Raw genomic sequence first — 24,590 nt, 5'->3', positions numbered from 1 at the left:
CGGGCCGCCCACGGTCTCGGTTCCGGGCACTCCCGTGCCGGCTGCGACTCCCGCCCCAGCCGTCACACACCGATGCCGCGCAGCAGGGACCATCGGCCGGTGCTCCCTGATCGCCAGCTGCTCGGGCAGCGCTACGACCTGCTGACCCCGATCGCCTCGGGGGGCATGGGCCAGGTGTGGCAGGCCCGCGACACGGTGCTCGGCCGGGACGTCGCGGTGAAGGTGCTGCGCAGCGAGTACACCGCCAACGCCACGTTCCTCGCCCGCTTCCGCGCCGAGGCCCAGCACTCGGCCGGCCTGGTGCACCCGCACATCGCCACGCTCTTCGACTACGGGGAGGTGCTGCCCGCGGCCTCACCCCGCGGCGAGCACCTCGCCTACCTGGTGATGGAGCTCGTCCGCGGCGAGTCGCTGTCGACGCTGCTGCGCCGGGAGCGGCGGCTGTCACCGGAGCGCACGCTCGCCGTGCTCCGGCAGTGCGCCGCGGGGCTGGCCGCCGCCCACGCCGCCGGGGTCGTCCACCGCGACGTCAAACCGGGCAACGTCCTGCTCGGCGACGACGGCGCGGTCAAGCTCACCGACTTCGGGGTCGCCGTCTCCGCGAGCAGCGTGCCGCTGACCGTCACCGGTGAGGTCGTCGGCACCGCCCACTACCTCTCGCCCGAGCAGGCCGCCGGGGAGCGCGCCACCCCGGCCAGCGACGTGTACGCCCTCGGCCTGGTGGGCTACGAGTGCCTGGCCGGCCACCGCGGCTACGACGGCGGTGACGCGGTGGAGGTCGCGCTCCGGCGGATCCGGGAGATCCCGCCGCCGCTGCCCGACGCGGTCCCGGTGGCGGTGCGCCGGCTGATCGACCGGGCCATCGCCAAGGACCCCGCCGAGCGGTTCAGCGACGGCGCCGCCCTCCGCGCCGCCGTCGACGACGTCCTCGCGGCCCGGCCCGCCAACGGCCCGGCCGACGGGCCGCGGACGCTGGTGATGCCCGCGGTGCGCATGGCGGCGCCGCCGCCCCCGCCGCCCCGCCCCGGGGCCGACGAGGAGCAGCCGGAGCCGGCGCGCCACCGGCGCTGGCCGTTCCTGGTCGCCGCACTGCTCGCCTTCCTGGTCGTGGCCGGCGGCACCTCCGGCCTGCTGCAGCTCGCCGCCGACCGCGCGGACCCGACGGCCGCCGCATCGACGCGCACCGCCCCGACGCCGACGGCACCGACGCCCACCGCCCCCGCGGTGCGGCTGGTGTCGCTGTCGACGGCCGACTACGTGGGGCGGCCGGTGACCGAGGTGCAGGCCGAGCTGGCCGAGCGCGGGATGGCCGTGACGTTGCGGCCGCTGCAGACCGGCGACGTCCCGGACGGCCAGGTGATCGCTCTGTACCCGGTCGGCCAGGTGCTCCCGGGCGCCGTGGTGGACCTCACGCACGCGGTCGCCCCGCCACCTCCCGCACCGCCCCCTCCCGCGCCGGCACCCACCCCGCTCCCCGCTCCGGTGGAGAGCACCGTCGAGCCGGAGGACGACCACGGCTGGGACGACGGCCGGGACGACGGCTGGGACGACGGCTGGTACGACGGCCGGGACGGTGACCCGGACGGCGACCGGCAGGACCGGTGGGACCGCCGACGTGATCGCGGCGACCGGGACGGCTGACCACCCACCGGCCCCGGTGGCGGTGCCGGTTCGACGGGCAGGACGGCGCGGTGTCCGAGAGGCTGATACCCCGGGGCCCGAGACCACGGGTCGGTCCGCTCGACACCGAGGAGACAGTCGTGCCAGCTCGCACACCACCGGAGATCGCCCAGGCCGCCGCGGAGACCGGCGCCAAGAAGACCCGCCGCACCTGGGACAAGGTGCTGGTCAGCGCGTTCCTGGCCGGTGCCTACATCGCCTTCGGCGGTCTGGTCGCCATCACCGTCTCCTCCGGGCTGGACCCGGCGACCTGGGGCACGCTCCCCACGCTCTTCACCGGCGCCACCTTCACGCTCGGCCTGGTGCTCGTGCTCGTCGCCGGCTCCGACCTGGCCACCGGCAACATGGCGCTGGTGCCGCTGGGCGCGATGCGCGGCAAGATCGGGCTCGGGGACGTCGCCAAGAACCTCTCCCTGGTGCTGATCGGCAACCTGATCGGCGCGCTGTTCGTCGCCTACTTCCTGGCCGTGCAGACCGGCGTGATCGGCGATTCCGGGGCCACCGGCACCGGCGCCCTCACCTACGAGCGGCTGGCCTCGATCTCCGAGGGCAAGGCCCTCGAGGAGTCATCGTGGCAGGTGTTCCTGCGCGCGGTGGGCTGCAACTGGCTGGTCTGCCTCGCGGTCTGGATGTCCCTGGCCGCCAAGACCGTCTCCGGCAAGATCCTGGCGATCTTCTTCCCGATCATGGCGTTCGTGGCGATGGGCTTCGACCACGTCGTCGCCAACATGTTCTTCCTCCCGGCCGCGATCTTCGCCGGGGTGCCGGACCTCGGCTGGGACGACGTGGCGCTCAACTGGCTGTTCGCGGGCCTGGGCAACCTGGTCGGCGCCGTCGTCTTCGTGTCGACCTCCTACTGGTACCTGTTCCTGCGCGACGAGCCCGAGACCGAGGCCGCCCAGGACGCGCCGGACGCCGAGCGCGGCTGAGCCGGCCCCAGACGCAGCACCGCCCCGGAACTCTCGGGGGCGTCCGGGGTGGTGCTGCCCGGCTCACCGGGTCCCGGTGGGCCAGCCCGCGAGTTTGATCGCGCTGTCCCGCCTGGCCAGGGCGCGCCGCTCCCCACAGGGCTCATGCCCGCTGGCCCAGGCCCGCGTCGAGGTGTTCACCCGAGGACTAAAGATTGGCTGCGCGGCGGTCGATGCAAGCCATACGCCGCGTCGGCGATACCTACGGCACAGCCATGACGGTCACACGGTCGGGCGTGAAGAACGGAGCTCCATGAACACCGAGGTCAGGCTTTCATCACTTATTCCGCCAGCACCTCAGTGCGTGTGGCACCATACCTCCGCTGCCGGTCTGATCGGCATGATCCAAAGCGCGGAATTCTGGGCCTCCAACCCGATGTCCATGAACGATTCGAGTGAGATCAACTACGCTCGCCAGCTCATCACCGAACGCATGAAACATCTCGACTTCCAAGGTGGGACAAACACCAGATTCGCCGCACTACTCAGCTTGGACAGGAGCGTTCCACTCCAGTCCTTCATGATCTGCGCAACGACGATCGAAGACTCGCTCAACCAGTGGATGCACTACTCAGGAGACGGGGGTTACGCGGTCGGGGTCGACACGCGTCAGCGTCTCGACCCGGTCGGGGGCATCCCAGACTTCGCCAGTGTCACCAGCTTCCTGGTCCCCGGTTGGTACAGCGTCGTCTACGACCGGTCCGCGCAGGTGAAACTTGTCGACAACGTCCTCCATACACTCATGACCGAGGCCAAGACGCTCATGCCTGCGTCTTTCGCGCCGCATCGCGATTGGCGCGCCCTTCTCGGCACCCTCCAACTCGTGCTGAAGCACCCCTCATTCGCCGCCGAATCGGAGGTGCGCTACCTGGCCGTCGGCGATACGAGCAAGTCAGGCAACGTCCACTTTCGGCCCGGACCGCGCGGCATCGTCCCCTATCTCCGACTCCGAGCCGTCGAGGGCACCCGATTGCCCATCACCTCGGTCTACTGCGGACCCGGGAGTGAAGAAGACAAAGAGGCAGCCGCCATGGCGGCTGGGGTTCTGCTTCGCGCTAAGGGTTACCGCACGTCGCTCACGGAGGTTCGTACCTCTCGAGTCCCCTACCGACCGTCGCGCTGAGGCAACACCCTCTGAGCAGGGTCGGTCGGCCGGTGCGCCGGTCAGTCCTCCGGAGCCGGCGCACCGTCGTCGGCCGCGGCCTGCGCCGCCTCCTGCTCCCGGCGGAAGCGCAGCGACTCGACCATCACGTACCCGAAGACGGCGCACCACGCGAAGCTGAGGAACGCCTCGCCCCACAGACCGTCGACCAACCGCAGCACGAGCTGGACGGCGTTGTAGAGGGCGGCGCCACCGGCCACCACCGGCAGCACGGGGTGGGCGAACCACGGAGGACGGAACGGGGCGGCGGCCATCCCCCGAGGCTAGCGACCGCCTCGACGTGATCCACCCGACTCCACGACCGGCGCCTCCCGGCCGGGTCAGCGCGCGCGACGGCGCGCCGTCGGCGAGGCTGGGGCGGTGAGCACCTCGAACAGCGGCAGCGGCTACGTCGAAAAGGGTCAGGACTACCAGCGCGACCAGAACTACATCACCGACCGGATCACCGCCGACGGCTCCAGCGGGTGGCCGGTGGAGGCCGGGCGCTACCGGCTGGTGATCGCCCGGGCCTGCCCGTGGGCCAACCGCGCGGCGATCGTGCGCCGGTTGCTCGGCCTGGAGCAGGTCATCTCGATGGGCATCTGTGGCCCGACCCACGACGAGCGCAGCTGGACCTTCGACCTGGACCCCGACGGCCGCGACCCGGTGCTGGGCTACGAACGGCTGCAGCAGGCGTTCTTCGCCCGCGACCCGGAGTACCCGCGGGGCATCACCGTGCCGGCGATGGTCGACGTCCCGACCGGGGCCGTGGTCACCAACGACTTCAAGCAGATGACGCTGGACTTCTCCACCGAGTGGTGGGAGTTCCACCGCGACGGCGCCCCCGACCTGTACCCCGAGCACCTGCGCGCGGAGATGGACGAGGTCATCGAGCGGATCTTCACCGAGGTCAACAACGGGGTCTACCGCTGCGGGTTCGCCGGCTCCCAGCGCGCCTACGACAAGGCGTACGAGCGGCTGTGGACGGCGATGGACTGGCTGGAGGAGCGGCTCACCACCCGCCGCTTCCTGATGGGCGACACCATCACCGAGGCCGACGTCCGGCTGTTCACCACGCTGGCCCGGTTCGACGCCGTGTACCACGGCCACTTCAAGTGCAACCGGACCAAGCTGACCGAGATGCCGGCGCTGTGGGGCTACGCCCGCGACCTGTTCCAGACCCCGGGCTTCGGTGACACCACCGACTTCCCGCAGATCAAGGAGCACTACTACGTGGTGCACGCCGACATCAACCCGACGCAGATCATCCCGATGGGCCCGGACACGTCGGTCTGGCTCACCCCGCACCACCGCGAGGAGCTGGGCGGCCGCCCGTTCGGTGACGGGACCCCGCCCGGCCCGCCGATCGCCGGCGAGGTCATCCCGCCCGAGCACGGCCCGGGCGGCATCGGCCACCGCTGAGGGCGGTCGCTCCGACCGGTCCCCGGTCGGAGCGACGCTCCGGCGTCAGCCGGCCTCGCCGCCGCCCTCGCCGCCGCCCTCGAACGTGTCCGGGCCGATCGTCTCGGGGACGTCGACCGACGGGACCTCCACCTCGGTGTCCGCGGCGTCCGAGCAGCCGGCGAGCCCCAGGCCACCGGCCAGCACCAGGCCGGCCAGCGTCTTCGTCGTCGTGCGCATGGTCGCTCCTCCCATCGGGGGCCGACGTCCGGCCCACCCGGACGGGCTGCCCATCGCCGGACCGGGTCATGCCTGGAGTCCACTCCGGGGAGGTCGGGCCGGGGAGGTCGGGCCGGGGAGGTCGGGCCGGTGGCCGCGGTCGTGGACGCCGGGCACGACCCGCGTCGGACCGCACGGCACGGCAGCCGGACGCGCGGAACCCCCGGTCACCTGGTTGGCTGGCCGGGCGTCCGGAAGTAGCGCCCGGTTGATCCGAGAGGCGGCGCAGTGGTGCCCACACCGTCGGTCCCCGCCCGGCCGGCCCACGGACCCGGCGGGCCGAGCCCGGCCGCCGCGCGCGCCGACGAACTCGCCCTCGACCTGCCCAGCACGGGCCCCCTGCCGTTGCCCTGGGAGACGGCGCTGGCCGCCGTCCTCGGCTACGTGCGAGGGCGCCGGCCGCTGCGGTACCGCTCCCCCTTCGAACGCGAGGGCCGGTGGGTGCAGGTGGCGGCCTTCGGACACGACCGCTTCGACGCCCGGCCGGTGCCGGCCGGCCCGCTCGGTGACGACGACGTGCTGACCGCCGAGGGCCTGCACGGCCGGCTGGACCCGGCCGGCTGGGCGGCGGTGCGGCGCGCGCTGGACGAGGTGCAGCCCACCGCGGCGGCGCTGGTCGAGCGTGCGGGGGGACGGGCGTTCTGGGAGCTCCCCGACGACGAGCTGTCCGTGCTCGGTGAGCCGGGCACCGTCGGGGCCCACCTGCGCGGCCTGGCCGAGCTGCCCGATCCGCAGCCGCGCTACGTGCTGGCCGCGGTGCACCACCGCCACCCCGCCCTGGTGCCGCTGCTCACCCGGGCCACCTGGCTGCAGCTGGTTCCCCACCTGCACGAGGGCGACAGCGGCGTCGCGGCGGTCGCCCACCGGGAGCTGCGGGCCAACCCGCTGGCCTTCGCCGCGCTGGAGGACGCCGTCCGTCTGCTGGGCGTGCCGCTGACCCGGCTGCGGCTGCACGACCTGCTCGTCTGGCTGGCCGGCACGTTGCGGCTGACCACCGCGGTGGCCCTCGGCGAGGCGACCGACGAGTGGCGCCGGCACCTCGCCGGCGCAGTGGACATCAGCCGCTGACCGGCGTGCCGTAGACCCAGACGGTGTACTCGGCGTCCACCGGCACGGTCACCTGCAGCATCGTGGGCGGATCCGCCAGGTCCAGCGGCGGTGTCCTGCCCGCGTACCCACCACAGCCCGCCGACGACATGAGGTAGTCGTCCCGGCCACTGGCCAGGACGAAGCCGAGACGGGCCGGTGTCTCGTCGTCGGTGCAGGAGATCGTGAAGACCAGTGCGGCCGCGTCGCCCACATCCGGGACCTGGAACGACGCGGACCCGCGTCCGGTCTCCTGCAGCAGCTCGGTGGTCCCCTGCAGCCAGGGGCTGCCGACCAGCGCCGGAGGCAACCCGCCGCTGGTCGAGGGCGCCGCCGCCTGCTCCGGGTCCCCGGTGCAGGACACGACGGTGGTGGCCACCGCCGCGGTGAGCGCGGCCAGCACGGCACCGGACACGACCTGACGGGACCTGCGCACGGTGCCTCCCTCGGACGGAGCACGGACACTCCCGGACGCCGCACCACAGGTCAAGGACATCCGGGCGGCTCCGTTCCGCGCCGGGTCGGTCGGGGCGACCGCTGCTCGGCAGGTGCTCATCCACACGAGCACCACGCCCGACTGCGAGAGGGCCAGGGCGTCCGCCCGCCGACCGGGTGTCGGGCCGGAGGCCGTCGGTGACGGCTCGCCGTTCCGTGGTCCGGCGACGCCGTCCGGGGCGCCCGAGCCGACCCGGGGCGGGGACAGTCGGAGCCTCGCGGCGACGTGGCCGAGGCGTCGCCGCCCGGCGCGGAGGCCCGCCATGTTCGCCCGAACCACCACCGTGCGGGGCGACCCCGCCGCCATCGACGCCGCCGTCGGCTACGTCCGCGACGAGGTGCTCCCCGCCGTCGAGCCGATGGCCGGCTGCACCGGCCTCTCCCTGCTGACCAACCACCGCAACGGCCGCTGTGTGCTGACCAGCGCCTGGGACGGTGAGGAAGCCCTGCGGGCGAGCGCGGAGAGCACCCGGAGCTTCCGCGCCCGGTTCGGCGAGCTGCTCGACGCGGTGCCGATGGTCGCCACCTGGGAGATCGCGGTGATGCACCGGGTGCGGCCGGCCGGTGACGGCGCCTGCTGCCGAGTGGTGCGCGGCGCGCTGGACGAACCGGGCGCGATGGACGACGTGCTCGGCACCGTGCGCACCAGCCTGCTGCCGCGCCTGGAGGAGCTGCCCGGCTTCTGCAGCGTGAGCTTCCTGGTCGACCGGCTCTCCGGCCGCACCACCACCACGGTCACCTACGCCGACCGCGCGGCGATGGCCCGGGCGGTCGAGCCCGGGGGCGCGCTGCGGGAGGAGTTCAGCCGGACCAGCCGGACGACGGTCATGGAGGTCAGCGAGTACGCGCTGTCGGTGGCCCACCTGCGGGTGCCCGAGACGGTGTGACCTGCCGCGGGTCATGATCCCCGCATGAGCGACGACCCGTTCGACCTCCAGCGCTTCGTCGACGCCCAGGAGGCCGGCGGCACCTACGCCCAGGCGCTGGCCGAGCTGCGCGCCGGCAGCAAGCGCAGCCACTGGATGTGGTTCGTCTTCCCGCAGGTCGCCGGCCTGGGGCGCAGCCCGATGGCGCAGCGGTACGCGATCGGCGGAGCCGAGGAGGCGCGCGCCTACCTGGCCCACCCGGTGCTCGGCCCGCGGCTGGTGGAGTGCGCGCAGGCGCTGCTCGACCTCGGCAGCACCGACCCGGTCGACGTCCTCGGCGGGGTCGACGCGCAGAAGCTGCGCTCGTCGATGACGCTGTTCGCCGCCGTCACCGAGGAGCCCGCCTTCGGCGCCGTTCTGGACCGCTTCTTCGCCGGCGACCGGGACGACGCCACTCTGGCCCGCCTCTGACGGCCTCCGTCGCCGGCCGGGTCCCGGTGGGCGGACGGGCCGGTCCGCTCGGGGAAGATCACCGACCGCTGGGCGGAACACCGGCCAGCACGGCATCGTTGGTCGCCGCGGACCACCCGGGTGGCGGCGACACATGCCCCCTCGGACAACCACGGACGAACAGGGAGAGACCGGAATTGTCGAGCTCACCGGCGGCCGGGGTCGCGGACGACTCCGTGCAGGACACCGAGCGGGCGGCCGAGCAGCCGGCCGTCGCCGACCTGTACCGCCGGCTGGACGCCGCCCGCGAACTCGCGGTGATGCGGTTCCGCCAGGCGCTGGCGATGCCGGTGATCAACCCGCAGTCCCTCGGTGAGCGGGAGGCCGCGGCCCGGTTCCAGTCGGCGCGGATCACCGCGCTGGACGCCGCCGAGCACGGGCTGGTGATCGGCCGGCTGGACCGCGAGGCGGCGCCGCAGCCGCTCTACATCGGCCGGGTCGGGCTGCCGGCCGACGACCCCGCGGGCGACCCCGCGCTGGTCGACTGGCGGGCCCCGGCGTCCCGGCCGTTCTACACCGCGACCGCGTTCCGGCCCGAGGGCGTCGTCCGGCGCCGGCACATCCGCACCCGCGGGCGCACCGTCACCGCGGTCAACGACGAGGTGCTCACCGTCGACCCCGAGCGCGGGGACGGCCCGGAGCTCACCGGCGAGGCCGCGCTGATGGCCGCGCTCACCGCCGAGCGCACCGGCCGGATGACCGACATCGTCGCCACCATCCAGGGCGAGCAGGACGCGATCATCCGCAGCGACGTCCGCGGGGTGCTCGTCGTCCAGGGCGGTCCGGGCACCGGCAAGACCGCCGTCGCCCTGCACCGGGCCGCGTACCTGCTCTACACCCACCGTGAGCGGCTGGCCCGCAGCGGCCTGCTCGTCGTCGGCCCGACGCCGACCTTCCTGCGCTACATCGCCGACGTGCTGCCGGCGCTGGGTGAGACCGGCGTGCTGCTGTCGGGCCTGGGCCAGCTGCGCCCCGGGCTGGACGCCCGCGGCACCGAGGCGCCCGAGGTGGCCGAGCTCAAGGGCCGGCTGGCGATGGTCGACGTCCTCAAGGCCGCCGTCCGGGACCGGGAGGTCGTGCCCCGCGGCGGTCGGGACCTGGTGATCGACGGGGTGCGGATCGGGCTGCGTGGGCCCGACCTCACCAGCTGCCGCACCGTGGGCCGGCGTGCCTCACGGATGCACAACCTGGCGCGCCCGGCGTTCGCCCGGGCCGTGGTCGACCTGGTCACCGACCGGTTCCTCGGCCGGATCGGCAACGACGTGCGCGGCGCGGAGAGCCTGCTGTCGCGCCGGGACGTCGACGACGTGCGCCGCGAGATGGCCGCCGACGCCGGGGTGCGCGCGCTGATCGACGAGATGTGGCCGGTGCTCTCCCCCGAGCAGCTGCTGCGCGACCTGCTGGCCGACCCCGACCGCATCCGGCGGGCCACCCGGGGCTGGACCGACGAGGACCGGGCGCTGCTGCACCGCCCGGCCGACGCCGCGTGGACCCCGGCCGACGTGCCGCTGCTGGAGGAGGCCGACGAGCTGCTCGGCCACGACGACAGCGCCGAGCGCGCCGCGGAGGCCCGGCGTCGGCGACAGGCGCGGGAGCACGCCCAGGAGACCCTCGACCTGCTGTACGGCTCGCGCTCGCACGACGCCGACGAGGACGAGGAGAGCGAGGAGCTCACCGCCGTCGACCTGCTCGACGCCGAGATGCTGGCCGACCGGGAGACCGAGGTCGACGTCCGCACCGCCGCGGAGCGGGCCGCCACCGACCGCACCTGGACCTTCGGGCACGTCGTCGTCGACGAGGCCCAGGAGCTCTCCCCGATGGCGTGGCGGCTGCTGGCGCGCAAGTGCCCGACCCGGTCGATGACCGTCGTCGGCGACCTGGCCCAGACCGGCAGCCTGGCCGGCGCGACCGACTGGGCGCAGGCGCTGCGCCCGCACGCCGAGGGGCAGTGGCGGCTGGCCCAGCTGACCGTCAACTACCGGACGCCGACGGAGATCATGGACGTCGCGGCCGACGTGCTCGCCGCCGGTGACGCGGTGACCGCCGCGCCCCGTTCGGTGCGCAGCACCGGCGTCCCGCCGACCGCCCACCGGGTGACCGAGGACGCGCTGGCGGACCGGACCGCGGAGATCGCCGCCGAGCTGGCCGCGCGGGGCGGCACCGCGGCAGTGATCGTCCCGCCCAGCCGGCAGGCCGCCGTCGCCGCCGCGCTGCCCGGCGCCCAGACCGGCCCGGCCGCCGACTCCTCCCGCGGCACCGTGGTGCTGCTGCCGGTGGAGGCCAAGGGGCTGGAGTTCGACTCGGTCGTCGTCGTCGACCCGCAGGCGATCCTGGACGAGGGCGTGCGCGGGCACAGCGACCTGTACGTCGCGCTGACCCGGGCGACCCAGCGGATGGCCGTCGTCCACCCCGGCGAGCTGCCGCCCGAGCTCTCCCGCCTCACCGACGACTGAGAAAGGACCCTCTCCTCCCCACCCCTCGCACGCTCGGGGCGGGCCCCTGGAGAGGGCCGAACAGCGGAGCGGAGTCAGGCGAGGGTGAGGACCTCGGCGACCGGGCGGCGGCCGCTGGGCACCGCCGCGCCGGAGGGGGCGCCCAGCCGCAGCAGCATCTGCGGGTGGCCGACCAGGTCCAGCCGGCGGGTCAGCCGGGCCCGGGCCCAGGACTGGTCCAGCGCCTGGGTGAGCGGTGAGGCGACCAGCCCGGCCTGGGTGAGCTCCAGCAGCAGCCGGCCCAGCGCCATCCCGGCGCGCGCCCAGGCAACACGGTCGTCGGCCACGGTGCCCAGCAGCAGCACCGAGGGGTGCTCCACCGGCGGCGGCGGGTCGTCGTCGTCGGGCACCGCCGCGGGGACCGGCCGGGCGGTGCCGAAGTCGCGCACCGGCATGTTCGACGTCCGCTGCTCACCGTCCGGGACCGCGGCGGCCGGCACCCCGTCCGGCGACGCGGGGTCGGTGCGGGTCCAGGCGCGCAGCTCCGCCAGGTACGCCGGGTCGCGCTGCTCGGCCTCCTCCGCCTCGCCCAGCAGGGTGGCGACCGCGGTCTCCTCCTCGCTGTGGTCGATCAGCTTCAGCCACACGCCGTTCCGCCCGAGGGTGCGCTCCAGCCGCTCGACCAGACCGGTCGGGAGCGGCTGCTCGAGGAACCGGGCCCGGTCGGTGTGCCGCTGCCCGATCGCCTCGGCGGCGCGCTGGTCGGCGGGGCTGGGCTGCTGCTCACCGGTGACCCGGACGACGGCGACCAGCTCGGGGTCGGCCGGGTCGGGCAGCACGTCGACCTCGACGGCGGCACCGAGGGCGGCCAGCGCGACGACGGCGAACTCCACCGCGACGCCCACGCTCAGCACCTGCTGGCGGCCGGTCGGGTCGACCGCCGGGAGCGCCCGGGACGGGTCGTGCCGCACCTCCAGCCGGTCGCCGTCCGCGCGGAACGACCAGGGCTGGGTGTTGTGGATCGACGGTGCCCGCACCGCCCGCTCGACCACCTGCGTCCACCGGTCCGCGTCCAGCATCGAGGTCCCCTCTCCGTGTGCCACACCCCCACCCTCGCCCGCGCCGGGCCGGACGTCACGGGCCGAACGTCCCGCGGCACACCCCAGGCAGAGGGTCCTGTGCACCCGGTTGTCCGGAGGAAACCGGTGCCGCGCTTCCTGTGTCTCTCCGGGATGCGGGGTCAGCGGTGGCGGGTGAGGGCGAGCAGGGCGATGTCGTCGGCCCGGTGGGTGCCGGCCAGGTCGGCGAGGAGCCGGTCGCACAGCTCGTCGGGGTCGGCCGTCGGCGCGCGCCCGGCCGCCACCCGCAGCCGTTCCAGACCGGCGTCGAGGTCGTCGCTGCGGCTCTCCACCAGCCCGTCGGTGAACAGCACCAGGGTGCCGCCAGGCGGCAGGACGCCGCTCCACTCGGCCGGGGCCGATGCCGGCGCCCCGAGCATCCGGCTGGGCCGCACCGGCAGGAACTCCGCGCCCGCGTCGGTGACCAGCAACGGCGGCGGGTGGCCGGCCGAGGCGACGTGCAGCAGGCCGCTGGGCAGGTCGAGGGTGGCGAACAGCGCGGTGGCCATCCGCTGCAGCCCGAGCAGCGGCCAGCTGGCCTGGAGCCGGTCGATCACCGCGGTGGGCGAGGGGCTCTCCACCAGCAGCGCACGGTAGACGCTGCGCAGCTGGCCCATGGTGGCCGCAGCGGTGATGTCGTGCCCGACGACGTCACCGACCGCGATCGCCACGTGGTCGCCGGGCAGCTGGGCGACGTCGTAGAAGTCCCCGCCGATCTCCACGCCGTGCGTCGCCGCCAGGTACCGCACCGCCACCTGCATGCCGGGCACCCGGGGCGGCGGCGGGGGCAGCAGGATGGCCTGCAGGGTGTGCGACGTGCGCGCCTCGAGTTCGTAGCGCTGTGCCTTGGCCATCATCAGTGCCAGCTGCAGCGCCAGCTGCTCGACCAGCTCGACGTCGGCGGCGGTCAGCGGACGTCGGCGGCGGTCGGCGGAGACGGTCAGCACCCCCAGCGCCCGCCCCTCGGCGACCAGGGGCACGCTGACCACCCCGGCCAGCTCCAGCGCCTGCACGGCGGCCAGCTCCTCCGGGTCACGCACCACGCCGGCCAGCCATTCGTCGGTGACCACCGGGAACCAGCGGGTGCGGCCCTCCGCCATCGCCGTCCGGGCCGGGTGGGGCAGCTCCCGCGCCGGCGGCGCCCAGGCGCGCAGCGCGTCGACCAGGTGCTGGCGCGCGGGGTCGCCGTGCCGGGCGACCACCCGGTACGTGCCGGCCTCGGTGACCAGGTCGAGCAGGCAGACGTCGGCCAGCCGTGGCACCACCATCTCCGCCAGCCGCTCGACGGTCTCGGTGACGCCGGTGGCCCGGGCGAGCAGCCGGGCGGCGTCGAGCAGGAACGCGGAGCGCTCGGCCTGCCGCGTGGTCTCCTCGTACAGCCGGGCCCGCTCCAGGGCCTGCCCGGCCTGCCGGCCCAGCGTCCACAGCAGGTCGGCGTCGCCGTCGGACAGCTCGCCGGCCGCCGGCTGGTCGAGGTCGATCAGCTCGCCGGGGTTCTCGCCGGCCAGCCCCAGCAGCAGCACGCCCAGCCGCCGGGTGTCGGCGGCCACCGGGACGACGACGAGCGCGCGCAACGCCGCGCCTGCCATCGCGGCGGCCAGCCGGGGACGGCGGGCCGCCAGCCGCTCGTCGGGGAGGACCACCCGCAGGCCCTCGGCCAGCTCCAGGGCGATCCGCCCGTCCGCCGCCGTGGTGAGCTCCGCCAGCAGCTCAACCGGCAGCCCGTCGCTGCGCACGACCTCCACCCCGGGGTCGGCCGGCCCGCCGTCGTCCGCAGCCGGGGTGGCCGGGCCGTCGGAGACCAGCACCAGCGCGGCACCGCGGGTGCGCAGCGCGGCCCGGGCCTGCTGGACCACGACCGTGGCCACGTCGCCGACCGTGGTCGCGCCGGCCAGCTCGACGACGACCTGCTGCAGCGTGGCGGACCGCGCCTCCGAGAGCTCCGCCGCACGCTGGGCGGTCAGGATCCGGCGCTCGTACCGCCGCCGGGCCGTGGCCTCGAACAGCGTCGCGCGGACCATCACCGGATTGCCGTCGGGGTCGCGCACCTCGACCGCGTTCACCAGGCACGGCAGCAGCGAGCCGTCCGCTCGGACCGCGTCGAGCGCGACCTCCCGGACCGCCCCCTGCATCCGCAGCAGCGGGGCCAGGTGGGTGTCGTGGAAGACCTGGCCGCCGACGCTGAGCAGGTCGCGCAGCCGGGTGCGCAGCACCTCCTCGCGCGGCCGACCGAGCCAGCTGCAGAGGGTGCCGTTGACCTTGACGATCGTGCCGTCGGGGAGCGTCGACAGGTAGCCGCAGGGTGCGTTCTCGTAGAGGTCGGCCGGGTCGTTCTCCAGCAGCTGGGCCAGCCGCGCCCGCTCGTCGTCCCGGTGCCGTCGGTCGGCCGCCTCGCGGCTGGCTGTCACAACCACGCCCGGATGGCGGCGGTGGTCTCCTCCGGAGCGCTCAGGTGCGGGCAGTGCCCGGTCGCGGACAGCTGGGTGAAGACCGACCCGGCGACGTGCTCGTGCACGTAGCGACCGGCCGGCTCGGGGGCGATCACGTCCTCGGCGCACTGCAGCACCAGGGTGGGGACGTCGACGCCCGGCAGGTCGGCCCGGTTGTCGGACAGGAAGGAGACCCGGGCGAACTGGCGCGCCACGTCGGGATCGGTGCGGCAGAAGCTGTTGGTCAGCTCGGCGGCCAGCTCGGGGCGGTCGGGGTTGCCCATGATCACCGGTGCCACCGCGGTGGACCAGCCCAGGTGGTTGGCGTCCAGGCTGTCCAGCAGCTCCTTGATCTGCTCCCGGGAGAAGCCGCCGACGTAGTCCCCGTCGTCGACGTACCGGGCGCTGGGCCCGACCATCACCATCGCGCCGAACAGCTCCGGGGCCCGCGCGTGGGCCAGCACCCCGATCATGGCGCTGACCGAGTGACCGACGAAGACCACGTCGGTCAGCTCCAGCTCGCGCAGCACCTCGACCACGTCGTCGGCGTACCCGTGCAGCGAGCCGTGCCGGACCGGGTCGTGGGCGGAGAGGTCGGAGTTCCCGAAGCCGACGAGGTCGAAGGTCACCACCCGGTGGTCGACCTCGAAGTCGGGGACGACGAATCGCCACATGTTCTGGTCGCAGCCGTACCCGTGGACGAACACCATCGGCCGACCCTCAGGCCGGCCGCTCACCTGGACGGCGTGCCGGAGGCGGACGCTCATGACCAGAACCTACGCGCCCGGCCGCTCCCGGGACCAGCGTGCGCCGCTGCGGTCAGCCGGGCCGGACGTCGGTGAGCACGACGCCGCTGGCGGGCCGGGCCGGGATGCGGCTCAGCGAGATCGACAGGTCCTGCTCGGGCACGGTGTAGTCCAGCTGCGCGAGCTTCAGCATCAGAGCGGACAGCAGCGCGACGGTGATGTCCTCCCCGGGGCAGCGGTGCCCGGTCCGCGGGTCACCGGCGCCCTGCGGCACCAGCTCCCACTGGCCGATCTCGCGCACCTCGTCGCCGTCCAGGAAGCGCTCGGGCCGGAAGGCGAACGGCTCGGGGAACAGCTCGGGGTCGTGGTCCTGCCCCCACAGGTCCAGCAGCACCATCGACCCGGCGGGCACCCGCTCGCCGTCGAACTCGACCTCCTGGGGGCTGCGGCCGCCGATGAACGGGGCGAACGGGTAGAACCGGCGCACCTCGTGGGCGAAGGCGACGGCGAAGGACCGGTCGCCGGCGCGCAGCCGCTCCCGGTGCTGCGGCCAGGTGTGCAGCGCGTGCGCGGCGAAGCCGACGAACCAGCTGACCGCGACGGTGGGCCGGACGACGTTGAGGACCTCGACCGCGGCGACCCGCGGCTCCAGCAGCTCGCCGTCGGCGTCGCGGTGCCGGGCGACGACGTCGACGACCGACCCGGAGGGGACCGAGCGGGTGCCCTCCCGGACCTCCTCGACGATGCCCGCCAGCCAGGCCTCCCGCCGCTGCCGGGCACGGCGGGCGCGCCAGTGCCGCGGAGCGGCGGTGGCGAACCCGTCGACCTCCACGGTCAGGTCCCGGGTGAGCGCGGGCAGCTCCTCGTCGGACACCGGAACGGCGGCCCAGTCGCAGACCCCGCGGGTGATCACCCGGGCGGCCTCGTCCATCAGCACGATCTGCGGCTGTTCGGACCAGCGGTCGACGGCGGCGTCCCAGGCGGCGGAGACCTGTCCGACCAGCGGCCAGATCCGCTCCGGCCCCATGAGCAGCTCGATGAACATGCCCTTGCGCACCCGGTGCGCCTCGCCGTCCAGGGTGTGCACGGCACCGTGGCCGAACAGCGTGCTCACCACCGGCTCGGGCAGCGCACCGCTGCGCCGTACGTTGCCCTCGTCGTACAGGAACCGCGCGGCCGCGGGCCCCTTGACCCCGAGCGTCCGGCGGAGCATCAGCCGGCTGTGCACGGTGTCCCGGCCGGCGGCGCGGCGGCGGCCGGGCAGCCAGGCGTAGCCCTGGGCGAGCATCGGGATCGTCTGGTCCAGTCGCGGCCTCCGGGTCATGGTGCTGCCTTGCCCACCGGAGGTACGGGGGGAAACGGGCCGCCGGTCACTCGGTGTCGGCCCAGCCGAGGTCGACCAGCAGCCGGCGGACCTCGTGCCCGGCCCAGCTGCGGCGTCTGCCGTTGGCCAGCGCCTCGGTCACGCCGACCAGGGCACCGGCCAGCTCCTGCTCCTCCGCGTCGAGCAGGTCCCGGTAGGCCGGGTCGAGCAGGTAGCCGGTGGGCCGGCTGGACAGGCAGCCGAGCAGGTCCAGCAGCACCTCCAGCCGCCGGGCCGCCTCCGGGGTGGGGGTGTCGCGGTCCGCCATCGCCACGGTGTCCACGTCCTGCTCCCACAGCCGGGCGCGGACCGGGTCGGCCTTCACCGAGAGCACCGTGCCGGTGCGCCGCCGCGGTGACCCGCCCGGCCGGTGCAGCACGCTGCGCACCTGGTGGGCGATCCGGATCAGGTCGTCGTCGAGCATCGAGGTGCCGACGAACAGCACGTGCCGGGTGAGCAGCAGCGACTGCAGCACCCCGGCCAGCGCCGTCCGGTGGTCGCCGAACTCCAGGTACTGCTCACGGGTCAGCACGATGCTCTCGGGGTGGGCGGCGTCCCCGTGCAGCTTGAGCAGCCACGGGTCGCCGGCGGTCGCCTCGTCGAAGGGCAGCACCCGCAGCGGCCGACCGACGTCGGCGGCGGCGAGCTCGACCAGCGGGTCGTAGTTGGTGGTGACGTACTCGCCCACCGGCAGCCCGGCGACCAGCGCGTGCGCCAGCGAGTAGGGCCCGGGCCCGAAGCGCTCCTGCACGTACCCGGCGAGCTCGTCGCGGCCCAGCGACCGGGCGAGGAGTGCGGCGGCGTCCTGGGGTGGCAGGTGGGAGAGCCCGGACCGCTCGGCGCCGGTCAGCCCGGCCCGCTCGGCGAGCTCGTCCAGCAGCGCCTCCCAGGTGGGCAGCCCGGCGGCCGCGCTCACCCCCGCGCCGAGGAAGACCGCGAGCTCCCCGGCGCGGGCCCGGCCGCCGAGCTCCTCGGCCACCGCGCGCAGCTCCTCCGGCAGCCGCCAGCCACCGCCCTCGGCCCGGCGGACCCGCTGCGCAGCGGCGAGGTCGCTGGGCCGCCGCAGCACCAGCGCGACGTCGAAGCCGTGCTCCTCGGCGGCCGACCGCAGCACGGGGAGCAACTGCTGGAGCAGCTCCCCGCGCCGGCCGGCCGCGCCACCCCACCCGGTGCCCAGCGCCGGCAGCCCGACCAGCCGGCGGGCCCGCCCGTGCACCGGCGCCTCGACCGCCCGAGCCGCGACGGCGGCCAGCGCCTCCCGCGCCCCGTCGAGCAGCCAGGCCAGCCCGGCGTCGTCGGCCCGGGGGCCGGTGTCGACGGTGTCCACCAGCCAGGCGCGGCGTTCGCCGCAGCCGGGCACCTCGCGCACCCGGTCGCCACCGGTCCAGCCGGCGACGCAGGCTCCCTCCGCGTCCCGGTCGCGCAGTGCGTCCGCGGGCAGCAGCGGGAGCCAGCCGGTGGTGACCCGGCCGGTGCGGTCGGTGGGCACCAGGACGTCGTCGCAGGAGAGCCGGGTCAGGTCGGCCCCGACGACGAAGACGTGGCCGGTCACCGGCCGGACGGCGCCGGGTCGCCGTGCTGCTGCTCGGCACGGACCGCGGCGTAGGCCGGCCGCCGGAACCGGGCGATCAGGCCGTCGGGCACCAGCCCCGGCGGGTGGTCGACCACGGCGTCGAAGTGCAGCGGCGGGTCCGGCGGTTCGTGAGGCGCGCCCAGCACCACCCGGGCGAACGGCTCCCACGGCCCGCGGTCCAGCGCCGCGGCGAGGGTGAAGACCGTGCCGGGCGCCCGGACCGCCAGCGTCGCGCGGTCACTGGGCAGGGTGGCCGGGCGCGCCCAGGCGGCGAGCGTCACCGGCCCGACCGGCGTGCGGTAGGCCATGATCGAGCCGTAGGTGGCGGCCGCGTCCCGGCGGAGCACCGGGACCAGGCGGGTCAGCCGCCCGCGGCCGGTGCTGCTCAGCAGCAGGTCGACCGGGCGGCCTCCGGGGCCGCCGTCCGGCAGGCGCAGCGCCAGGCCGAGCACGTCGGGCAGCGTCCGGGGCAGCCCGGCCCCGCGGCTGAGCCGCACCAGCGCCTCCTGCTCGCCGGGGTCGTCGATCCAGTCCACCCCCCACGGGGCGGCGGGGCCGGTGCGCTCGACGCGGGCCCGGAAGAGGACGCCGTGCGGGTGCATCGGCTTGGCTCGCCGCACACGGGTCAGCGCCACGAGCGGCCGGGCGACCGCGCGGCCGGCCACCGTTCCCAGGTCTGCCATGCAGTCCCGGTTACCAGCCGGGGCCCGCGTCACCCATCGGGTGTCCGGTGAGCAGGATGGCCCGGTGACCACCACCGCTCCCCCGCTGGGCCTGCTGCTGGACGTCGACGGGCCGATCGCCAGCCCGGCCACCCGCACGGTGGCCGCCCCCGGTCTGGTGGCGGACCTCCGCGCCCTGCTGGCCGCCGGTGTGCCGGTGGTGTTCAACACCGGCCGTTCGGACGCATTCCTGCGCGCGCAGGTCGTGCCACCGCTGCTGGCCGGTGGGCTGCCGCGCGGCGCGCGGCTGCACGCGGTGTGCGAGAAGGGTGCGGTGTGGACCTCGATCGGCCCGGAGGGCATGGGCCCGGTGCACGTCGACGAGGCGCTCGCGGTGCCCCCGCTCGTGCACGAGGTGGTGGGCGAGCTGCTCCCGCGGTACCGCGACACGATGTTCCTCGACGACACCAAGCGCTCGATGGCCAGCGTCGAGGCGCGCACCGACGTGCCGGCCGCGGACTACACCCGGGCCCAGACGGCCTTCGACGCCGAGCTCGTCGACGCCCTCGCCGGCCGCGGGCTGGGCGTCGGCTACCGGGACCGGGTGCGCCCCGACGCCGCCGGCGCTGTCCCGTGGCGGGTCGACCCCTCGGTGATCGCCACCGACGTCGAGTCCGCCAACGTCGGCAAGGACCTCGGCGCCCGGCGGGCCCTGACGCTGCTGGCCGCCGACGGGCCGCTGCCCCGGGAGTGGCACACGGTGGGCGATTCGCGCAGCGACTACCGGATGGCCGATCAGCTGCACGCGCTGGGCCACCGGGTCACCCACGTCGACGTCCGGCCGGCCGGACCGCTGCCCGCCACCCCGTACCCGGTGCGCACCGACCCGGCGCTGGTGGACGACGCCGCGGGCGCGGCGCACCTGCGCGGGCTGGTCGCGGAGCTGCTGGGGGGCTGATCCGGCGGACCGCCCCGGCTCAGTGCCGGGTGGTGCCGCAGTCGGTGCAGCGCTTGCGGCTCGAGCTGTTGGAGCGGTTGCAGTTCTCGCAGACCCAGACGGTCCGCTCGATCGTGCGCATCGGACTCGCTTCCTCCCCGGCCGGGGAGCCGGCCTCGTCGTGCCCGGCAGACGCCGGGACCACCGGCGTCGTCGCCGCGACCGACGCTAGGCCGGTCGGGTGACGGGGAGGTTGCGCGGACGGAACGACTCGGAGCGCCCCGGGGGACGCCGCGGGGTCAGCGCAGGGCGGCGGCGGCACACCCGCCGGAGCTGCACGCGCACCCGGAGCACCCGGCCGGGGCGGCCGGCTCCGGGCGCCGGGCCAGCCGCGCCAGCCCGGCGGCGGCGGCCAGGTCGGCCGCTCCCAGCACGCCGACCAGCGCGGCCGCACCGACCCGGCCGGTGGCCAGCAGGGAGTCGGCCCCGCCGGTGACGCCGACGACGCCCGCACCGGCCACCAGCGCGCCACCCACCGCGAGCGCGACCGCCCGGCCGGTGGCCGCGACGGCGAGCGCGGTCGGGACCAGCACGACGCCGGCGACGAGGACCCAGCCGGTGGCCGTCGCGGACACCAGGGCGACGAGGACCGCGACCACGCCGAGCCAGACGGCGACCGCGCCACCGACGGCCCCGGCGCGCGCCACCTCTCCGGCCCGGGCGCTGCGCAGCAGGGCCGCTCCGCGCACCACCGCGACCACCCCGGCGGCGCCGAGCAGCAGCTGCGGCCCCCACGACCAGGTGAGCGCGAGGACCGCCAGGACGATCAGCGCGGCGCCGAGAGCGGCCGTCCGGGGCCACGTCCGCCGGGCCTGCGCAGGGGTGGTCGGGGCGGTGCCGGGCAGGCGGCCGGCGGTCACGGCGTTCGTCACCGGCCCAGTGTCCCCCACCCGCTCCGGTGATCGTCCGCGGGCGGCGGCAGCCCGGCTGTGCCACGCTGATCGCCGCCACTGGGGCCGGACGACGAGGAGTGACACGTGGGGACGACCTCCGGGCCAGGCACCTCCGCACGGCAGGCGAGGAACAGCGACGCCCTCGAGCACCTCGCCCGGGTCGGGCAGTTCGGCCACCCGGCCAAGGGGACCGCCCTGGCCCTGGTGGGCGGGCTGCTGGGCTGGGCCGCGCTCACCTTCGACGCGGAGAAGGCCAGCGGCCTGGACGGGGCCCTGCAGACCCTGCTCGACGCGCCGTTCGGCCGGCTGCTGCTCCCCGTGGTCGCGGTCGGCATCGCGGCGTTCGGCGTCTTCTCGTTCTTCCGCGCCCGCTTCCCGCAGCGCACGTGAGCGCGGGGGCGGACGGCGCCCTGCGGCGGGTGCACGACGCGGTCACCCGCGCCCGTGAGGTGACCGACCACCCGGCGCTGGAGCACCTGGCGCGGGTCGGGCTGGTCGCCTACGGCGTGCTGCACCTGCTCATCGGCTGGCTGGCGGCCCGGATCGCCTGGGTCGTGCAGCCGCCGACCCAGGACGCCGACCAGACCGGCGCCCTGCAGGCGGTGGCCGGCTCACCCGGCGGGCTCGCGCTGCTGTGGGTGATCGGGCTCGGGCTGCTGGCGCTCGCGGTGTGGCAGGGCGGGGAGGTGCTGCGCTGGTGGGCGGGGCTGCTGCGGCCCGGTCACCGGCTGCGGGTGTGCGTGGTCTGCGCCAAGTGCGGGGCGAAGGCGGTCGTCTACGCCGTCCTGGGGGCGACGGCGCTGCTGTTCGCCGCCGGCGCCGGGTACCAGGCCGACGAGCGGTTCCAGGAGCTGACCGGGGACGCGCTGCGCATCCCCGGTGGCTCGACGCTGGTGGGCGCGGTGGGCGTCGGTGTCGCGGCGGTCGGCGTGTACGTGCTGGTGCGCGGGGTGACCGGCGGTTTCATGCGGGACATCGACCTGGGCGCCGCCCCCGACCGGTGGGAACCGCTGATCGAGTGGATCGGGCAGGTCGGCTACGTGGCCAAGGGCATCGCCTTCGGCCTGTCCGGCGGGCTGCTGGTCCACGCGGCGGTGGTGCGGGACGTGGCGACGGCGACCGGGCTGGACGGCGCGATGCACGCCATCGGCGCGGTGCCGACCGGGCAGTGGCTGCTCACCGCCGTCGCCGTCGGCTTCGCCGCCTTCGGCGTCTACGCACTGGCCCGGGCCCGCTACCCCGACCGCGACCCCTCCACCTGACGCCGTCGACCGGAGGCGCCGGGGTCAGCGCAGCGCGACGAGTCCGGCGCCGGTGGGCCGGAAGCCGCTGCCCTCGTAGAAGCCGCGCAGGTGGTCGGCGAAGTCGACGTGCAACCACTCGCGACCAGCCGCACGGGCGCCGTCGACCGCGGCGCGGACCAGGGCGGTGCCGATCCCCCGGTGCCGGTGGTCGGGCCGCACCAGGGTGTCGAGCAGGAAGGCGTGCACCCCGCCGTCCCAGGCGACGTTCACGAAGCCGACCAGCTCGCCGGCGTCGGTCGCGGTCACCCAGCCCAGGCTGTGCCGCTCGACCTGCGCCACCCAGCCGTCGTCGAGCAGCCGGTGGCCGAATGCCTCCGCGTGCAACGGGTTCAGCTCAGCATCGGTGAACCGCCCACGCCAGGTCAGGTCGGTCACGCAGGCAGCCGTTCCACGCTCGTCGTGCACTCCCCCCGCGGTGCGGCGCGAGGGGAGCGCACGACGAGCGTGGAACGTCGCGTCAGCGCGCGTCGAGGACGTCGAAGACGTCCCAGAGGCCGGTGATCTGCAGCGGCCGCACCACGGCGCGGGCGGTGCCGCAGCGCATCTGCAACGTGCGCCCGGCAGCCACCGCGGTGCGGTGCGCGGTCGCCAGCACGGAGAGGCCGGCGGAGTCGAGGAAGGTGATCCCGGACAGGTCGAGCTCGACGACGTCCACGCCCGGTCGGGCGAGCACCTCGAGGAGGGCGCCGCGCAGCCCGGGGGCGGTGGTGGAGTCCACCTCACCGCTCACGGTGACGGTGCACCCGGCGGCGGTGGGGAGGGCGGCGGGGTTCACGGTGACGTCGATCCGGGTCGGGTCGACGTCGACAGGCAGTGCGGTCATGGTCGCCTCCGGCGGGCCCGTGCACGGCCGGCGACGCTGCCGGCCTTGCGGCCGGACCCCGGTGGGGCCCGGTCACGGCTGGTGGTTGAACCGCGTGGCCCTGACGCTAGGGAGCCGATCGGCTGCGCACAAGAGGTCTCCGGCGTGGCGGAGCTCGCCACGCCGGGACGTCCAGGCGCCCGACCGTCCCTGACGGCTCAGCCCCAGACCTCCTGAGCGGTCTCCACCACCAGCGCCAGCTTGGCGATCTGGTCGTCCCGGGTGAGCGCGTTCCCCTCGACGGTGGAGGAGAACCCGCACTGCGGCGAGAGCGCCAGCTGCTCCAGCGGCACGAACCGGGCGGCCTCGTCGATGCGCCGCTTGAGGTCGTCCTTGCGCTCCAGCTCCGGTCGCTTGCTGGTGACCAGTCCGAGGACGACACGCTTGCCGGGCGGCACGAACCGCAGCGGCTCGAACCCGCCGGAGCGGTCGTCGTCGTACTCCAGGAAGAACCCGTCGACGTCCAGCCCGCCGAACAGCGCCTCGGCGACGAAGTCGTAGCCGCCCTCGGCCGCCCAGGAGGAGCGGAAGTTGCCCCGGCACAGGTGGGTGGTGACCGTCAGGCCCGCGGGCCGCCCGGCCAGGGCGGAGTTCATCTGCCGGATGTAGCGCTCGTGCTGGTGCTCGGCGTCCCGCCCCTGGTCGGCCAGCTGCGCCCGCTGCGCCGGGTCGTTGAGGTAGGCGAGGCTGGTGTCGTCGAGCTGCAGGTAGGTGCAGCCCTGCGCGGCGACGCCCTGCACCTGCTGGCGGTAGGCGGCCGACAGCGCGTCCCAGAAGGCGTCCTCGTCGGGGTACACCGCCGGGTCGATCGCCGCCGCGCCGCCCCGGTAGTGGACCATCGACGGCGACGGGATGGTCAGCTTCGCCGTCTGGCCGGGCTGCACCTGCGACTGCAGGAACGCCAGGTCGGCGCCGAAGATCGGCTCGTCGATCCGCAGCGGCCCGTCGACCCGCAGCCCCGCGGGCGCCCAGTCGATGCTCCCGTCGGCGTTGCGGAAGTGCACCTTGGCCCCGGAGCCCTCGACCTTGCTGATGCCGTCGATCGCGTAGATGAAGTCCATGTGCCACGTCGTGCGGCGGAACTCGCCGTCGGTGGCCGTGGCCAGGCCGACGTCGGCCTGCAACCGGACGACGTCGGCGATGGCGGCGTCCTCGATGCCGCGCAGCTCGGCGGCGTCGAGCTCCCCGGCGGCGTGCCGGGCGCGGGCCTCGAGCAATGACGGCGGGCGGAGCAGGCTGCCGACGTGGTCGGCGCGGAACGGCGGGCCGGAGAGGTCGGACATGGCCTCAGCATGCCCGTGACCCCCGGCGCCCGCCCACACGGCCCCGCTGCGGGGATACTGGCGGGCATGTCGAAGCGCACCGTCGTCGCCGGGGTCGTGTGGCTGGTGCTCACCGTGCTGGCGTTCCTGGCCGACCCGATCCTCGGTGCCGTGGTGCTCATCTTCGGCGCCATCGGGGTGGTGATGGTCCAGCTGGCCAGCACCTGGAACCAGCACCCCGACTTCGAGGCCCGCGAGCAGGCCCGCGCCGAGCGCCGCAAGGCCAAGTGGGAGGCGAACGCCCCCGCACGCGAGCGGGACCGGCAGCGCTACGAGGCGCACAAGGCACGGCAGGCCGAGAAGGCCCGGCAGCGCGCCGAGCGCTGACCCCGGACCGCCCGTCGGAAAGTCGTTCGACGCACGGGCGCGCCAGCCCTACGGTCCTCGACATGGGCACCTCCTTCCTGCGGCTGCGGACCTCCTGACCTGATCGCCTGAGCTGATCCGCCCGCGGGCGCTGCCG

The 24,590-nt window shown here is 75.3% G+C and carries 25 protein-coding genes; 12 read left to right on the top strand and 13 right to left on the bottom strand.

Annotation, left to right across the window (positions count from 1 at the left end):
- Window positions 1–99: 99 nt before the first annotated feature.
- The 3 genes from ACI79Y_RS00635 (at window position 100) to ACI79Y_RS00625 (ending at window position 3,771) form a co-directional block, all read left to right on the top strand.
- Entirely contained in the window at window positions 100–1,641 is a 1,542-nt protein-coding gene (locus ACI79Y_RS00635) for a protein kinase domain-containing protein (RefSeq protein ID WP_457156635.1), read from the top strand.
- Between the two features lie 119 nt (window positions 1,642–1,760).
- A complete protein-coding gene (locus ACI79Y_RS00630) occupies window positions 1,761–2,609 on the top strand; it encodes a formate/nitrite transporter family protein (protein WP_457156634.1) in 849 nt (282 codons plus the stop codon).
- Window positions 2,610–2,901: 292 nt separating this feature from the next.
- The gene (locus ACI79Y_RS00625; RefSeq protein ID WP_457156633.1) at window positions 2,902–3,771 is read left to right on the top strand and encodes a DUF2971 domain-containing protein; all 870 of its coding nucleotides are present in this window, start codon (window positions 2,902–2,904) and stop codon (window positions 3,769–3,771) included.
- Window positions 3,772–3,812: 41 nt separating this feature from the next.
- Here the strand turns inward: ACI79Y_RS00625 and ACI79Y_RS00620 are convergent, their stop codons facing one another.
- Window positions 3,813–4,064, bottom strand: a complete 252-nt coding sequence (locus ACI79Y_RS00620; RefSeq protein WP_457156632.1) for a hypothetical protein — start codon at window positions 4,062–4,064, stop codon at window positions 3,813–3,815.
- Window positions 4,065–4,170: 106 nt separating this feature from the next.
- On the opposite strand from ACI79Y_RS00620, the gene ACI79Y_RS00615 reads away from it, so the two are divergent.
- Entirely contained in the window at window positions 4,171–5,211 is a 1,041-nt protein-coding gene (locus ACI79Y_RS00615; RefSeq protein WP_457156631.1) for a glutathione S-transferase family protein, read from the top strand.
- A gap of 45 nt (window positions 5,212–5,256) precedes the next feature.
- On the opposite strand, the gene ACI79Y_RS00610 is transcribed toward ACI79Y_RS00615, so the two are convergent.
- Window positions 5,257–5,430, bottom strand: coding sequence for a hypothetical protein (locus tag ACI79Y_RS00610; protein ID WP_457156630.1), 174 nt, complete (start codon window positions 5,428–5,430; stop codon window positions 5,257–5,259).
- Window positions 5,431–5,700: 270 nt separating this feature from the next.
- Here ACI79Y_RS00610 and ACI79Y_RS00605 point away from each other — a divergent pair, with 270 nt between their 5' ends.
- On the top strand, window positions 5,701–6,537 hold the full coding sequence (locus ACI79Y_RS00605; protein ID WP_457156629.1) for a hypothetical protein: 837 nt from the start codon (window positions 5,701–5,703) through the stop codon (window positions 6,535–6,537).
- Here the strand turns inward: ACI79Y_RS00605 and ACI79Y_RS00600 are convergent.
- Window positions 6,527–6,970 (bottom strand): hypothetical protein, encoded by a 444-nt coding sequence (locus ACI79Y_RS00600; protein ID WP_457156628.1) that lies wholly within the window; start codon window positions 6,968–6,970, stop codon window positions 6,527–6,529. The genes ACI79Y_RS00605 and ACI79Y_RS00600 overlap by 11 nt on opposite strands.
- 343 nt (window positions 6,971–7,313) lie before the next feature.
- On the opposite strand from ACI79Y_RS00600, the gene ACI79Y_RS00595 reads away from it, so the two are divergent.
- From ACI79Y_RS00595 to ACI79Y_RS00585, 3 genes are all read left to right on the top strand, one after another.
- A complete protein-coding gene (locus ACI79Y_RS00595; RefSeq protein ID WP_457156627.1) occupies window positions 7,314–7,937 on the top strand; it encodes a hypothetical protein in 624 nt (207 codons plus the stop codon).
- Between the two features lie 24 nt (window positions 7,938–7,961).
- A complete protein-coding gene (locus ACI79Y_RS00590; protein WP_457156626.1) occupies window positions 7,962–8,387 on the top strand; it encodes a DUF1810 domain-containing protein in 426 nt (141 codons plus the stop codon).
- 176 nt (window positions 8,388–8,563) lie between these two features.
- Window positions 8,564–10,879, top strand: coding sequence for a HelD family protein (locus tag ACI79Y_RS00585; RefSeq protein WP_457156625.1), 2,316 nt, complete (start codon window positions 8,564–8,566; stop codon window positions 10,877–10,879).
- A gap of 74 nt (window positions 10,880–10,953) precedes the next feature.
- Here the strand turns inward: ACI79Y_RS00585 and ACI79Y_RS00580 are convergent, their stop codons facing one another.
- From ACI79Y_RS00580 to ACI79Y_RS00555, 6 genes are all read right to left on the bottom strand, one after another.
- Window positions 10,954–11,937: an Acg family FMN-binding oxidoreductase gene (locus tag ACI79Y_RS00580; RefSeq protein ID WP_457156624.1), complete on the bottom strand. Its 984-nt coding sequence runs from the start codon at window positions 11,935–11,937 to the stop codon at window positions 10,954–10,956.
- A gap of 161 nt (window positions 11,938–12,098) precedes the next feature.
- Window positions 12,099–14,384, bottom strand: coding sequence for a SpoIIE family protein phosphatase (locus tag ACI79Y_RS00575; RefSeq protein WP_457156623.1), 2,286 nt, complete (start codon window positions 14,382–14,384; stop codon window positions 12,099–12,101).
- Window positions 14,381–15,172 (bottom strand): alpha/beta fold hydrolase, encoded by a 792-nt coding sequence (locus ACI79Y_RS00570; RefSeq protein ID WP_457156622.1) that lies wholly within the window; start codon window positions 15,170–15,172, stop codon window positions 14,381–14,383. The genes ACI79Y_RS00575 and ACI79Y_RS00570 overlap by 4 nt, the downstream gene beginning before the upstream one ends.
- Window positions 15,173–15,224: 52 nt before the next feature.
- Window positions 15,225–16,475 (bottom strand): cytochrome P450, encoded by a 1,251-nt coding sequence (locus ACI79Y_RS00565; RefSeq protein ID WP_457156621.1) that lies wholly within the window; start codon window positions 16,473–16,475, stop codon window positions 15,225–15,227.
- A 46-nt stretch (window positions 16,476–16,521) separates the two neighbouring features.
- A complete protein-coding gene (locus tag ACI79Y_RS00560; protein WP_457156620.1) occupies window positions 16,522–18,066 on the bottom strand; it encodes an SIR2 family protein in 1,545 nt (514 codons plus the stop codon).
- The gene (locus ACI79Y_RS00555) at window positions 18,063–18,770 is read right to left on the bottom strand and encodes a phosphodiesterase (protein ID WP_457156619.1); all 708 of its coding nucleotides are present in this window, start codon (window positions 18,768–18,770) and stop codon (window positions 18,063–18,065) included. Before ACI79Y_RS00555 ends, ACI79Y_RS00560 begins: the two co-directional genes overlap by 4 nt.
- Window positions 18,771–18,834: 64 nt before the next feature.
- Here ACI79Y_RS00555 and ACI79Y_RS00550 point away from each other — a divergent pair, with 64 nt between their 5' ends.
- Window positions 18,835–19,707, top strand: coding sequence for a hypothetical protein (locus ACI79Y_RS00550; protein WP_457156618.1), 873 nt, complete (start codon window positions 18,835–18,837; stop codon window positions 19,705–19,707).
- A 278-nt stretch (window positions 19,708–19,985) separates the two neighbouring features.
- Here ACI79Y_RS00550 and ACI79Y_RS00545 read toward each other — a convergent pair whose 3' ends face one another.
- Window positions 19,986–20,618 (bottom strand): hypothetical protein, encoded by a 633-nt coding sequence (locus ACI79Y_RS00545; protein WP_457156617.1) that lies wholly within the window; start codon window positions 20,616–20,618, stop codon window positions 19,986–19,988.
- A gap of 105 nt (window positions 20,619–20,723) precedes the next feature.
- Between ACI79Y_RS00545 and ACI79Y_RS00540 the strand changes: the two genes are divergently transcribed.
- Both ACI79Y_RS00540 and ACI79Y_RS00535 read left to right on the top strand, forming a co-directional pair.
- The gene (locus ACI79Y_RS00540; RefSeq protein WP_457156616.1) at window positions 20,724–21,029 is read left to right on the top strand and encodes a DUF1206 domain-containing protein; all 306 of its coding nucleotides are present in this window, start codon (window positions 20,724–20,726) and stop codon (window positions 21,027–21,029) included.
- The gene (locus ACI79Y_RS00535) at window positions 21,026–21,901 is read left to right on the top strand and encodes a DUF1206 domain-containing protein (protein WP_457156615.1); all 876 of its coding nucleotides are present in this window, start codon (window positions 21,026–21,028) and stop codon (window positions 21,899–21,901) included. Before ACI79Y_RS00540 ends, ACI79Y_RS00535 begins: the two co-directional genes overlap by 4 nt.
- Window positions 21,902–21,925: 24 nt before the next feature.
- Here the strand turns inward: ACI79Y_RS00535 and ACI79Y_RS00530 are convergent, their stop codons facing one another.
- From ACI79Y_RS00530 to ACI79Y_RS00520, 3 genes are all read right to left on the bottom strand, one after another.
- Entirely contained in the window at window positions 21,926–22,318 is a 393-nt protein-coding gene (locus ACI79Y_RS00530; protein ID WP_457156614.1) for a GNAT family N-acetyltransferase, read from the bottom strand.
- 82 nt (window positions 22,319–22,400) lie between these two features.
- The gene (locus tag ACI79Y_RS00525; RefSeq protein ID WP_457156613.1) at window positions 22,401–22,766 is read right to left on the bottom strand and encodes an STAS domain-containing protein; all 366 of its coding nucleotides are present in this window, start codon (window positions 22,764–22,766) and stop codon (window positions 22,401–22,403) included.
- Window positions 22,767–22,963: 197 nt separating this feature from the next.
- Entirely contained in the window at window positions 22,964–24,088 is a 1,125-nt protein-coding gene (locus tag ACI79Y_RS00520) for a 5-methyltetrahydropteroyltriglutamate--homocysteine S-methyltransferase (protein WP_457156612.1), read from the bottom strand.
- A 66-nt stretch (window positions 24,089–24,154) separates the two neighbouring features.
- Between ACI79Y_RS00520 and ACI79Y_RS00515 the strand changes: the two genes are divergently transcribed.
- Window positions 24,155–24,454 (top strand): hypothetical protein, encoded by a 300-nt coding sequence (locus tag ACI79Y_RS00515; protein ID WP_457156611.1) that lies wholly within the window; start codon window positions 24,155–24,157, stop codon window positions 24,452–24,454.
- Window positions 24,455–24,590 lie beyond the last annotated feature (136 nt).

The sequence above is a fragment of the Modestobacter sp. SYSU DS0875 genome, assembly GCF_054050915.1.
The sequence above is the reverse complement of the archived record's forward strand: the minus strand, read 5'-3'. Positions and strand labels throughout refer to the sequence as shown.